This window comes from Hydrogenimonas cancrithermarum (assembly GCF_030296055.1).
In the GTDB taxonomy this organism is placed as follows: Bacteria; Campylobacterota; Campylobacteria; order Campylobacterales; family Hydrogenimonadaceae; genus Hydrogenimonas; species Hydrogenimonas cancrithermarum.
Map to the genome: position 1 here is coordinate 795,231 of NZ_AP027370.1, position 13,055 is coordinate 808,285.

Below are 13,055 nucleotides of genomic sequence, written 5' to 3' on the forward strand. Positions count from 1 at the left end.
CTCACGTGGAGCGACCCCTATTTCTCTTCCCTATGGAATGCATACCATGCCTGCCCTAAAGCGATCGAAGCATCGTTGACTGGAATTTTTTCGGGTATTAAAATCTCCCTTTCTTCCTCTTCGAAAGCTTCTAAAACCATATTGTAAAGGGTTCTATTTTGAAATACACCGCCTGTAAAAATCAAAGGCAACGACACATACTGTCGCGCAATCTGCACAATGCAATCACACAATGCCCTCATAAAGTATGCCGGTGCATCGGGAGTGCTTGCCAACGCCAACTCTTCGATCATCGGAGCGAAGTCGATCACACCATTCTTCACCGGTAGGCCATAAACGTTCTTTTTAACATCCGACACCCTGGCTTCGAGTAGTAGGCCACTCTCCCCTTCATAGCTAATGTGTTGACAAATGCCGGCAAGACTTGCAACTGCATCGAACAGCCGTCCTACCGAAGTGGTCAGCGGGGCATTGATACCCTTTTGCCAAGCCTGGTGGAGCAGTTTTATTTCAGAGGGTTTGAATGATTCGACAGTGGGGTTTTTCAACGCAAGAACTTCATCGAGTGGAAAGAGCTCGAAGAGCAGTGACAGCGCGACCCTGCGCGGCTCGCGAACAGCCTTCTCACCACCGAGAAGCCTGAATGGACGAAGCGAAGCTACGCGTTCGAAGCCGTGAACATCCGCTTTGAGTACCTCTCCGCCCCATATCGTGCCGTCGTCGCCGTACCCGGTACCATCCCAACTGAAAGCCAACACCGTGTCGGTGATGCTATGCTCGGCCATCACGGCCAAGGTATGGGCATAATGATGCTGCACTTCCACTATCGTCAATCGTTCATCGTTCATTGCTGCCTCGCTTGCCCACTTCGTAGTCGAATAGAGGGGATGTTTGTCATGAACGATGGTATCGGGAACGAAACCGTAAAAATTTGTGAAGGTTTCGACGGTGCGTTCGAAGTACTCCATAGCCTCGATACCGTTCAAGTCACCAATGTGGGGCGAAAGGATTATCTTATCCTCAAACGCCAGAGCAATCGTGTTTTTCTGGTTGGCACCGACGGCAAGAATCTTTTTGCCCGTACGTTTTTCAAGCGGCAAGGTCATCGGCGCCACCCCGCGAGCGATACGCAGCCATTGCGGCCGTCCGGCGATAACCTGTACGACTGAATCATCGCAGGCGTTGACGATATCACGGTCGTGGTCGAGAACCGCGTCGACAACGTGGCCAAGTTTTCGGATCAGTTCCTGCACATCTGTAATGATCGGTTCGTCGCCAAGGTTGGCGCTGGTAGCGACCAACGGGATGTCGAGATCGTCGAAAAGGAGCAGATGTAGCGGCGTATACGGCAGCATGATGCCGATGCGGTCAATGGCCGGCGCGACGGCGTCGCTCAAGTGAGGAGTGGGAAGTGAGGAGGGGGAAGTTTTTTCCATCAGAACGATGGGGCGTTCTTTACTTGTCAAAAGCCGCTCTTCCATTTCATCCACTCGGGCCAGTTTTTTGGCCGTTTCCACGTCTTTGACCATTATGGCGAAAGGTTTACTCGGGCGCCGTTTCCGCTCCCGCAGCCTTTGCACCGCTTCGTCATTCGTCGCATCGCATATCAGGTGAAACCCGCCCAACCCTTTGACTGCGACGGTCTTCCCCTCTTTGAGAAGCTGTGCAACCGCCCCAATCGACTCTTCACTTCCAGCTTCCCACTTCTCTCTCCTGTGCAAGAGGCGCAGGCTCGGTCCGCACTCAAAACAGCTGATCGGTTGGGCGTGATAACGTCGATCGAGTGGATTTTCATACTCTTTTTTGCATGTCGGACACATCACGAACTTCGCCATCGAGGTATTGGGACGGTCGTAGGGGATGGTTTTTGTGATCGTATAGCGGGGGCCACAATCGGTGCAGTTGATGAAAGGGTAACGATAGCGCCGGTTTCCGGGATCGCGCATTTCCGATACGCAGTTTTCACAGACGGAGATATCGGGGCTTACGGCAGCGGTTTTGAAAGCGGCTGCATCCGATTCCACAATCGAAAACCCCTCAATCCCCTCGACATCGCACCATCTGCTTTCGATAGTGTCAATACGGGCAAGCGGCGGTGTTTCGGACTTTAGCCGGCGGCAAAAAAGCTCGATCGTCTCTTTTTTGCCTTCAATATGGATGGTGACGCCATCGCTTTCGTTTCGAATGTCACCGCACAGGTCCAATTCGGTGGCGAGTTTGTGGACAAACGGCCTGAAGCCGACACCCTGCACGATGCCCCCTATCTTCAGTAGCAGATGTTGCTTAGAGTCCGAGCGCGCCAAAGACGGCATTCTCCTTTCCGACAGGAAAGAGGCGGTTCATCAGAACCTCTTCATTTGCGAAGTTTCTTTGAATACGGCTAAACAGTGATTGATGGCCAAATGTCCTGCCGCACAGCACGATATGCTCCGCCTTGGCTCGCCGTTTCAGCTCCATCGCCACTTCGGTAACATAATCACCGAACGATTCGAAGATCGAATAGGCCAGAAGAGCCGTCGGGACTTCCGCCATCGTGTAACTCATGATGCTCGCAAGAAAGGCGAAAGGATCGAAGCGGTTGTCGGAGACTCTCGTATCGATCTGGAGACCTCCTTTTCCGACAAAGGTGAGCGCAGCCTTTCCTACAGCATCGAATCCTGGATCTTCAAATCCCATAATGACTGCCGCCGCTTCAAAAAGAAGCCCAGGCCCTTCTCTTGAAAAGAGACGTTCCGCCCGATCGGGGTATTTCGTCTCGAAGTTTACGACAAGCCTGTCGGAGCCTTCCCGAAGCGTCACGATCTTCTCTCGAAGCTCTTCGGGGCGGAACTCGAGTGAAGGAACCGCGATGATCGGCTTCTTGCCATTATGATACAAAAAGAGCAGCAGATCTTCAAAATAGACACCAACCGCTTTTTTGTCGGTTTTTCGGTGTTCCAGCAGAACGGAGATCACCGAGGCGGAAGCCTGATCGAACCGTACCGTACGCGAGTGTTCGGATGCGAAGGGCTCATTCTCGAGAACGAAAAGTTCCGCAGCTTCCGCACTCTCGATCCGCTCCATTCTCTCAAGCAGCACTCCTTTCTCGAAGGGTACTGCAGCCAGACCGTGTGCGACAGCGACGCGGGCTGTATGTCGTTCGAACCATACCGGAAACGAAACGCGTTCCCCTTCGACGATAAACTTCGAATCTTTGTTGATAAAATAGCGCATATCGCGCTGTGCATCGACCTGCAGATCGTAATCGATTACATAATCGGCCGGTGCATCGCTGCCGCACTCGACATACCCGACACAGCCAAATCCCAACGCGATCAGCTCTTTCGCCAGCAGAACCGTGAAGCCGTCGTCGGGATATTTGATCGTCGCGACACGGCCGTAGAAAGACCAAAGCGTCTCGTCGCTCACCGTCACGTCAAGCAGTGGACGCTCGATCGACAAAAGGGCATGAATCTCATCTTTGATGACGGCACAAAATTCCTCGATCCGGCCGGCATCGAGTAGCATCAGCCGTTTGCCATGAAAATCGTTTTCGCTTTTTGCATCGAAAAAGAGTCGATCGCCCATCAGCGTCTTGATGCGGACCGTTTTGCCGTCTCTTATCGCCTTTGCCGCCACTTCGAACATCGTTTTGAAACTTCCGGAATCGTTGGCATAGCGCTCTTTGATGCGATCGGTCATCTTTACAGGAACGCCGCAGTTGTGGCAGCTGATGAGTGCATAATCTTTTCTGAACGGGTTGGAGCGCATCTCCGCTTCGCACGCTTCACACGGTACGAAAAAACGCATCTGCGTAGTTTTTCGCTCAAACGGATACCCCTCGGCCAAACCATACTGCGCCCCGCAGCAGTTGCAGCTGGTGAAAGGGTAGTAGTAGCGCCGTGAAGAGGGATCGAAAATCTCTTTCATACACGTCGGGCAAAGTGCCACCGCATGTGGTACCGACGGACGTTCGCATTTGCGAATCTTCGGAACGGGCATCGCTTCGATACGGTGCTCCGAAGCACCCATAAACAAAGATGCCGGCAGCAGATCACCAAGCTGATTCAGAAAATCGGCAAGTTTCGGTTCCTTTTCATCCGCGATCAGCGCGATTTTCTCGTCCGTTTCGACCAGTGTGATATCGAGACCGTTTCGCTCCGCCAACGCTTCGATATAGCGTGGAATGTAGCGGTGCGCAGCGATATATCCGAGTTCAAAAATGAATGCCAATGGATACCCCTTTTAAAAGCGTATAGGCTGCAGGCCTGAATTTCAGGAGGTTTGCCGGTAATTATATAACAGGAGTGGTAATGGTACGGGCACTCTCGGCCTGCAGCCTATACGCTCGCCATCGTTGGAGAGTTATAGGCCCGAACGATCGCATCGAGCGATTTCGTCTTCGCTTTTTGAATCGCACGGATACCGGAATTTTCAAGTTCTTTCAGCGTAGCGCGGATGAGACCGTCGAACGACTCTTTCAAGGTTGGTGTCATATCGATATCGACACTCTCGATATCTTCGGGAACGATACCGATGACACTCACTTCTGCCATTTTATCGAGCATCGAGCAGATTTCGAGCATCTCGACAACTTCGACTTCGTGTGCCGTCTGGCGGTAACTACCGAGTCCCATCAGGGCATCGGCAGGCAGGTTGTAGACTGAACCTGCATCATCTTCGATGGAGACGGTGTCGAGAATCACGACTTTGTCATAGCTTTGGTAGTAGGTCATCAGTTTGAACCCCAGTGTGCCGCCATCGACAATATCGACGGCCGGGGAGAAGTCATAGTTCTCCTCCAGATATTTGGCAGCATAGATGCCGACCCCTTCATCCTTGAAGAGGATGTTTCCAACACCAATGACAACCGTCGTATTCTCCTGCATTCTCACTCCTCTTTTTTAAATTTCGATCCGCCAAAGACGATCGCCATATCGCCTTCCTGCCAGTAGATGGTACGCCAAACCTGGTAGTAGATATGGAACATAACCCACGCGACGATCCACCACATCGTATAGTGGTGTGAGATACGCACATCCATCAGTGTACCGCCGGTCACAGGAATCGTCCAGTCGGTCACGAGGTGAAGCATCGCAGGCCACCAGTTACCGATGGAACTCAGCCCTGACTCGAGCCCATGTACATAAAGCTGCAGACCCGTCAAAAGCATCCAGGCCAGCAACAGGTGCATGATTGTGAAGTAGACGATATTAAAACTGTCGTTGTGGCTCGAATCGAAATTTTTTCGGCGATTGAGCGTCAACAGGTTCAATAGCACTTCAACGAACTCTTTGATATTTTTCCCTGTAGGAATCAACTTCTTATACGGCTTTTCGAACCGGCTGAAAAAGTAGAGATAGGCGATGACGATCGACGTAACGTCCAGAATGATCGCACAGATGAAGTGAACCCATCGATTCCACGCCATCACATATTTGTCGACCGCCGGATCGGCGATAAAGGTCTGATAATAAGGGTGTGCAATGTAAAGCCCCGTAATGACCGCCGCCAGAATCGAGAACGCATTGATCCAGTGGATGGTCCGCCCCGTGACGGTCATCCTTTTGACTTTTTTATATCCAGATTTCATCATTTTAAATCTCCTTTCTTTGAGAACAAGTCCCCAAAGAAATTCCTCTCACTCAAGCTACGCCTTCGGCGAGAGAAACTCTCATAAGATGAGTGTTTCATGCGACCTCCTTAGATAGAGCAGCTTGTATCGACCTTGTAGACGCCAAGCTCTTTGCCTTTGGTATCGACGATATGCACAGCACACGCGATACAGGGGTCGAAACTGTGAACAGTTCGAAGAATCTCGAGCGGCTGCTCTGGATCGGCCACTTTGATACCGATGAGGCTCGCTTCGTACGCACCCTTCCGCTCTTTGTAGTCACGCGGTGCCGCATTCCATGTGGACGGAACGACCGCCTGATAATTGACCACTTTGCCATTTTCGATGCGCACCCAGTGTCCGAGTGCACCGCGCGGTGCTTCCTCGAGGCCGTACCCTTTGGCGTTTTCGCTCACTTTGTCGAAGTCGAATTCAGTCCAGGTCGAAAGATCGCCGGCAGCGGCGTTTCTCGCCAGCTCATCCGTCCACTCGACCATGATGTCCGCCATCATCTCCGTCTCGATCGCGCGCGCCGCCGTACGCCCGACCGTCGAGAAGAGAACTTTCGTCGGCAGGTTGCCGTTTTTCAGGAAGCGCGTAACATATTCGCCGATACGCTTGTCACCGCGGGCCACACCGACCACCATACGCGCCAACGGTCCTACTTCGACACGGTTGTCGTCGTAGATCGGAGATTTGATCCAGCTGTATTTATGTTTCGTATCGAGATAGGCGATACCGTTCTCTTTTTTACCGAATCCTGTATACTCCGGATCGGTCACACCGTCAAACGGATGAAGCGGTTTGTCCCCTTTGTACCATGCATGGGTGACGTCTTCGGCAATCTTTTCGGGGTCGAAATCGATCACCTTGCTCAGGTCGCCGTCCAGTACGATCCCGCTCGGGAAAAGCATCGCACCCTTGTACATCGGATTGTCGTCGAGTCGGAATCCACCATAGGCCATATAGTTCTTCAATCCGCCTCCAGTACCGTCGAGCGCCTCGTCCGCATACATCGTACCAGCCATGTAGACATCCGGAAGATAGGCCTGCTTGATAAACTTCCTGAACTTCATCAGCAGATCTTTGAAAAGTGCGATACGTGCCGGGTTCTGGATATCCTGTACACAGGTCACACCACCGACAACGATGCTCTGCGGATGCGGGTTCTTTCCGCCAAAGATCGCCATCATCTTCGCCGCATCACGCTGCAGATCGAGTGCCTGCAGGTAGTGGGTGACACCGATGAGGTTCTGCTCGGGCGTCAATTTGTAGTGTTTGTTGCCCCAGTAACCGTTACCGAAGATGCCGAGGCGTCCCTGCTTGACAAACTTTGCCACACGCTCCTGTACCTGTGCAAATTCACTTTCACTATCGGTCCAGGGATATTCCCCTGCCACATTGGCCCACTTGCGCGCTTCTACAGCCGTCTTCTTCGGATCGGCCTCGAGCGCGGAGGTGATATCGACCCAGTCGAGTGCATGTAGATGGTAGAAGTGGACTACATGGTCGTGCAGGTAAAGCGCCCCTTGGATCAGATTGCGCACCAAACGCACGTTTTTTGGAATCGTCACACCGAATGCATGCTCGACCGCTTCGATACTTCGCTGATAGTGCGTACCGGTACAGACACCGCAGATACGCATCGCCAAAAGACCACAGTCGCGTGGATCGCGCCCTTTGAGGATCGTCTCGATCCCGCGGAACATCGTCGATGAACTGTAGGCATCCACGATGGTATTGTTATCGTCGATCACCGCCTCGATTCGGAGGTGTCCCTCGATTCGGGTAATCGGGTCAACTACGATATGCTTGCTCATCACTTCTCTCCCTCATCAGATTTCTTTCCTGCCAATGCGCTGGCTGCGGCGTGGATACCGATACCCACGGCGGTTGCGGTCAAGACGCCCAGACCAAACTCGTCGACGGTCTTCTCGACACCGCCCGTGGGCGCTTTGATGTTGGCGTCGGCCATCGGGCGTTCATAGGCATATTTATCCCAAAAGTCGGGCTCGGAACAGCCAATACATCCGCGTCCGACCCCGATCGGCCAGTTGACTCCTTCGTTGTAGCGTACGATGGAGCAGTTGTTGAACGTCATCGGACCTTTACATCCCATTTTGTAGAGACAGAAGTTGTTTTTCGCTCCCTCGTCGCCCCACTCTTCGACAAACTCGCCGGCATCGAAGTGTGCACGGCGCTCGCAGTTGTCGTGAATACGGTAGCCGAAAGCGAACTTCGGTCGCAACAAAGAGTCGAGCTCCGGAATCTGGCCTGTCAGAACATAGTGGAGAATGACGCCCACCATGTTGGCCGGGTTGGCCGGACAGGCAGGAATGTTGATGATCGGTTTGCCTTTGACGATATCCATGACACCTTTCGCACCTGTCGGGTTGGGTGCAGCCGCAGGCACCCCACCGAATGTGGCACAACTGCCGACGGCCACGATGGCCGCTGCATCTTTCGACAGACGCGTGAGATGCTCTTCGAATGTCTCGCCACTCGGCCCGATCGTTCCGTAAAAACCGTTCATCGCCGTGGGAATGGAACCTTCGACAAAGAGCAGATATTTGCCTTTGAAAGTCTCGACCGCATCGTGCAGCTGCGCCTCGGCCTGATGGCCCGCCGCCGCCATCAATGTCTCCTGGAACTCGAGGCTGATGATCTCGAGAATGATCTCGTCCACTTTCGGCCCGTCGCTTCGAATAAAAGCTTCGGAGTTGCCGGCACAATCTTGAAGTTCGATCCAGATGACCGGTACGCGGTTCATCACTTCCGCCGCTTCCGCGACGAGCGGTTCGAAGAAACTCGGCAACATCAGCATCGCCGTGGTGGCACTCACCCATTTCATGAAATCACGGCGGTCGACACCCTCTTCGGAGAGAAGATCCTGAAGTTCCAGTTTATTCCCGAACGGTTCGAGCGTTTTAAGCGCTTCGATCCGTTTTTTGCATTGGGCATAGAGTCTTTGATAGTAGACATCACCTTTGTTCGTTTCGACCCGCGAACTCTTTGCGGTAAAGAGTTTTTTCACCGCCTCTCTTTTGTCCGTCATATATCACCTCCGAGTGAATAATCATTCACTATGATAAGGAAGAATAACTTAAATTGATATTAACAGGATGAAATCCGGATTAAAAAATTTGAGTCTTATATACTTTTGGGACCAATCCGAAGATGGAAGATGGAAGATGGAAGATGGAAGATGGAAGATGGAAGATGGAAGATGGAACGATAGTGACGCCATCCAAGGCTGTCAAGGGTTTTCAGCGCCGAAAATCGTTTTTAACTACTGTGTCGTACAGACGGAGCAGACGTCGAAGCTTCTGAAAACGACTTCGGCAGCGGTTTCATCGGGCAGGCCGACCATCGCTTTTTGCGCGACACCTGGATCTTCGGGCGTTCCGTTGGCCAGATTCCACTGCGTCGGCGTAACGATGCAGTAGCGTAAAATCTTTCCGCGCCGAAGGCGGAGCGAGTGTATCAGCGATCCGCGTGCCGCCTCGACCGTGCCACGCCCCTGCACCGCTTCGATGTCGGAGAGTTTGACGGGAGGTTCGATGTAGGAGGGTTCGTTCAGGTCGATCACACCGATCGACTCTCTGCACCGCTGCAGCAACGCGGCGATTTCAACGACGCGGGCGGCGATACGTGTCATCGACGCATCCTTGTACTTTCTGTGCATCTGACGGATCAACGGCTGCTTCGCCACCATCGCGCGGGCCAGTGGGCCCGCTTCGTATAGGTCGCTTTTGTAACGTACCGGTTTGGCATGGTTGGTGTATCCCTGGGGCGAAGTTGGCTGCCCTTCCTCGACCATTTCGAGGTCGACCGACGCCAAACGTGTCTTCAACGCCTTGCCGGAAGGCCCAAGCAGATGCTCGGAGAGGACGATGAAACGATCGTGGCTCTGCCCGAACCGCTCCCATCCCGCTCTCTGGAAATGGCGCAAAAGCGCGGGCAGGTCACCCTCGCACTCGAAAAGTTCGCCAACCTGAGACATCTGCGTAACGGTTTCGAGCGGTGCATGAAGAAGTGTCGATTCGAAAATTTCACAAAGACGCGAAATCAGCGACTCCACCTGCATCAGTTCCAAATGTGTCGGATCACACATCACCCCACCCGGCAGGGCATAGGATGTATGCGGCCACTGCCCCGCAAAATGGGCGATCGCCTTGGCACACAGCGAAGCGGCCCGGTGAACCGCCAAAAGAGATGCATCACGATTCGTTTCGAAACCGGGAACCGAAGGAAGCAGTGTGAGATAGAACCACTTGAAATGGTTCTGCACCATCTCGAGCGCCAACGTCAAGGCCCGGATCGTCTCCGCTTTGGACGAAATCTGCACTCTATATCCGGCGTTGTCGTAACACGACTCGAGTGCTCGGACTGTCGCCATCAGATGGGCATGGCCGCAGATGCCGCAGACCCGTGGCGTGATCGCCAGGGCATCGAGCGCCTCTTTGCGCTCCAGAATCTTCTCCATACCGCGAAAGTGGGGAAATACGATCTCGGCAAACCGTATGGAGCCGTCACCCTCACGTTCGAACAACAGTGTCGCCTCCCCCTCGATCCTCTCGATCAGCCTCTCAATCTTCATCCAGTTTCCTCTTCTGTAGACGCGGTATCTTGAAGGCTTTCGCCATTCCCGCCAGTGTCAGATAGGCACGTTTCGGCACATCCAGCGGCAGCCTGGCCGGAATCGACATCAGCGTTTTGGTCTCGAAGAGCCCGCTTGAAGGAAAATCCGGTTCCGTACACCCGATGCAGGGCATGCCGGCACGTGTTTTGGAGCTCACTTCATTCCAGAGGATCTTGTTGCAGCTTCCGTGTGTGAAGGGCCCCTGGCACCCCTGTTCGTAAAAGAGGCACCCCTCTTTTCGGCCAAACGACTCGGCATCGATCTTCCATTCGAAATACTCGTTTCGCAGACACCCTTCGTGGACGGTATAGGCGTAAAGTTCGAGCGGGCGAAGAAGTTTGTCCCGCCGGATTTCACGTCCGCTTCGAAACATCCGAAGCGTATAGGCCAGCCACTGCGGATGGAGCGGGCATCCGGGCAGATTGACGGTTTTATGGGCGAACTTTTCGAATACCCCTTCTTCCTTGTCACCTCGAAACACCATCCCCCCAATTGCCTCGGGATCGTACTGCCTGAAGATACCGCCAAACGCCGCGCAGTTACCGGCACATACGATATGCTCCGCTTTTGCGCCATAATGTTCGATCAACTCGAAAACTTCGACGCCTGCGCGTTTGAAGCCGGTTCGGCGAACAGCACCCTCGACGATGAGAATATCGACATCGAGACGTTTCGAAGCGACATCTTCCAAGGAGACGCTCGTCGGAAAAAGTGGATGATGCACGAAGTCGAACTGTTCGCACAGCAATCCGAAATCGGTTGCGTTGAGAAACGAGTGGCTGTTGCCGTTGCAGGTAATTCCCTGAAGCCACAGAACTTTAGGCCGCATCGCTCTTGAGGGCACGGTAGATATTCTCGGCGATCTCTTCCACATAGCTCTCGATAGCCCGTGGAAGCATCTTCTCTCCATTTAGAAACGCCATACCACCGAGATAGCCCATAAAAAGTCCGAAAGCGCTGAAGAAATCCTGGTTTCTCAAATCCCCTTTGCGAACACCCTCTTCGAAAAAGATCATGATCTCGGTTACAAACGGCGCGACACAGATCATCCCTTCGCATCCGTCGGTGAAGACTTCGCGATTGGCGAGATAGACACGGAGAAAATACTCGATCAGCTGTGGCTGTTCGACACAGAGGTTGAAATAGATCTTCACGATTTCGAGAATCTTCTCTCTCGTCGATACCTGTGTATTGTTGATGAGATGAATTTTTTCACCGAGCAGCGCCGATACATACCGAATGATCTCCTGCGCGAGCTCTTCTTTGGAAGAAAAATAGTTATAGAGGTTTCCTACACTCATATCCATCTTTTTTGCGATATCAGGAATCGTTGTCGTGTAGAATCCATTTTTGGAGAAAAGCTCGAGCGCGGTCAGCATAATCTCGATTTTTCTCTTCTCTTTTTTACTCAATTTATCCATAAATGTAATTTTATCCAACTTTTCATCCAAATAGGCGCTTGTCGCAAAAAGAAGCGAAAAAGGCTGAATAAAACGGTTCAATCAGTGGTATAATACAAAAAAAGTGATCGAAGAAGGATAGTGTGTGACCGAAGAACTTGAAAAGATCGAAGAGATTTATTGCGAAAAGCGTGAAAAGATACGAAACTATTTGATCGAACTGCTCAAAGAGCATGAAAAAGACGACTATTCGCTCGAAGGCCTCAAAAAAGTGGTCAAGGAGACACCTCATCTGATGGTCGCCTACGTGGTGAACGACGACTGCATTCAAGAATCTCCCAATATCTACAAAGACCATATAAACAACGAGAAAAAGGGTTTGAACCGCCGCTCTTTCCTCCGATACATTACGACGAAACGCGACAAATATTTCCTGAGCGATCCTTATTACAATGAAACATCCGGAAAAATCTACGTACTTCTTTATGAAGAGCACGAAAACAAAATGCTCTTTTTCAACTTCGATATCAAAGCGGTGCTCGAAGAGCTGGGGCTCTGGTATTAAGCCTCACTCCACCTTACGCAACATCCAATCCATCATCGAATCGGGTAGGATTTTTTTCAGCCAGTAAAAAAGGTGGGTGGGAAAAGTTACCCGGTATCTTCTTTTGGGTGACGGGCTTTCAAGCGCATGCAGCAATGCCTGGGCAACAGCTTCCGGGCCAAGCGTAAACGGCGCATCTTCACTGCTTCGCAACTGTTTCAGCTTCTTTTCATACAGGTTCGACAACCGGCTCTCTTCTATGTCGATGTTTTCAAGAAATTTTTTCAACGCATTGGCTCTGAAGCGGCTTCGAATCGGTCCGGGCTCTATGATACTCACATGCACACCCGTCCCCTCGAGCTCGAGCCTCAGTGTATCGCTGAGCCCTTCGAGTGCGAATTTGCTGGCGTTATAGGCTCCTCGGTAACGCATCGCCGCAAATCCCAGAACGGAAGAGTTTTGAACGATTCGTCCCTCTTTCGCTTTTATCATCATCGGGAGCAGTTTGACCGTCAATTCATGTGTCCCGAAGAGGTTTGTCTCGAATTGTCTGCGCAGTACCTCCCGGCTGAGATCTTCCACCGCGCCGGGCTGGCCGTATGCTGCGTTGTTGAAAACCGCATAGAGTTTTCCGTCCGTCAAAGCGTGTAAACGCTCTACGGCACGATCGATCGAATCCGATCGGTCAAGGTCGAGCTGCAACGCTTCGAAACCCTCTTCTTTCAAACGCTCGACATCCTTCTCTTTTCTGGCAGCCGCAATCACACGATAGCCGGCACCAAGAAGCGCATGGGCACAGTGATGGCCGATACCGCTCGAACAACCGGTAATCAAAACACTCTTGCTGGAATTCATGAATTATTTAAATTTAACAGA

General features: G+C 52.2%; 11 protein-coding genes. 1 reads left to right on the forward strand and 10 read right to left on the reverse strand.

Features of this window, described 5'->3' with window-relative positions; genetic code table 11:
* Window positions 1–17 precede the first annotated feature (17 nt).
* From hypF to QUD54_RS04115, 9 genes are all read right to left on the reverse strand, one after another.
* Entirely contained in the window at window positions 18–2,312 is a 2,295-nt protein-coding gene (gene hypF / locus QUD54_RS04075) for a carbamoyltransferase HypF (protein ID WP_286337685.1), read from the reverse strand.
* On the reverse strand, window positions 2,284–4,212 hold the full coding sequence (locus tag QUD54_RS04080; protein ID WP_286337686.1) for a carbamoyltransferase HypF: 1,929 nt from the start codon (window positions 4,210–4,212) through the stop codon (window positions 2,284–2,286). The genes hypF and QUD54_RS04080 overlap by 29 nt, the downstream gene beginning before the upstream one ends.
* Before the next feature lie 107 nt (window positions 4,213–4,319).
* Window positions 4,320–4,868 carry a HyaD/HybD family hydrogenase maturation endopeptidase gene (locus QUD54_RS04085; protein ID WP_286337687.1) on the reverse strand — a complete coding sequence of 183 codons (549 nt, stop codon included), beginning with the start codon at window positions 4,866–4,868 and terminating at the stop codon, window positions 4,320–4,322.
* A 2-nt stretch (window positions 4,869–4,870) separates the two neighbouring features.
* Window positions 4,871–5,572: a cytochrome b/b6 domain-containing protein gene (locus QUD54_RS04090; protein WP_286338004.1), complete on the reverse strand. Its 702-nt coding sequence runs from the start codon at window positions 5,570–5,572 to the stop codon at window positions 4,871–4,873.
* 110 nt (window positions 5,573–5,682) lie between these two features.
* On the reverse strand, window positions 5,683–7,413 hold the full coding sequence (locus QUD54_RS04095) for a nickel-dependent hydrogenase large subunit (protein WP_406600573.1): 1,731 nt from the start codon (window positions 7,411–7,413) through the stop codon (window positions 5,683–5,685).
* A complete protein-coding gene (locus QUD54_RS04100) occupies window positions 7,413–8,648 on the reverse strand; it encodes a hydrogenase small subunit (protein ID WP_286337689.1) in 1,236 nt (411 codons plus the stop codon). The genes QUD54_RS04095 and QUD54_RS04100 overlap by 1 nt, the downstream gene beginning before the upstream one ends.
* 234 nt (window positions 8,649–8,882) lie before the next feature.
* A complete protein-coding gene (locus tag QUD54_RS04105; protein ID WP_286337690.1) occupies window positions 8,883–10,193 on the reverse strand; it encodes a nickel-dependent hydrogenase large subunit in 1,311 nt (436 codons plus the stop codon).
* Window positions 10,183–11,064 carry an NADH-quinone oxidoreductase subunit B family protein gene (locus QUD54_RS04110; RefSeq protein ID WP_286337691.1) on the reverse strand — a complete coding sequence of 294 codons (882 nt, stop codon included), beginning with the start codon at window positions 11,062–11,064 and terminating at the stop codon, window positions 10,183–10,185. The genes QUD54_RS04105 and QUD54_RS04110 overlap by 11 nt, the downstream gene beginning before the upstream one ends.
* Window positions 11,054–11,656 carry a TetR/AcrR family transcriptional regulator gene (locus QUD54_RS04115; RefSeq protein ID WP_286337692.1) on the reverse strand — a complete coding sequence of 201 codons (603 nt, stop codon included), beginning with the start codon at window positions 11,654–11,656 and terminating at the stop codon, window positions 11,054–11,056. The genes QUD54_RS04110 and QUD54_RS04115 overlap by 11 nt, the downstream gene beginning before the upstream one ends.
* Before the next feature lie 124 nt (window positions 11,657–11,780).
* Between QUD54_RS04115 and QUD54_RS04120 the strand changes: the two genes are divergently transcribed.
* Entirely contained in the window at window positions 11,781–12,200 is a 420-nt protein-coding gene (locus QUD54_RS04120; protein ID WP_286337693.1) for a hypothetical protein, read from the forward strand.
* Between the two features lie 3 nt (window positions 12,201–12,203).
* On the opposite strand, the gene QUD54_RS04125 is transcribed toward QUD54_RS04120, so the two are convergent.
* A complete protein-coding gene (locus tag QUD54_RS04125) occupies window positions 12,204–13,034 on the reverse strand; it encodes an SDR family oxidoreductase (protein ID WP_286337694.1) in 831 nt (276 codons plus the stop codon).
* Between the last annotated feature and the right edge of the window lie 21 nt (window positions 13,035–13,055).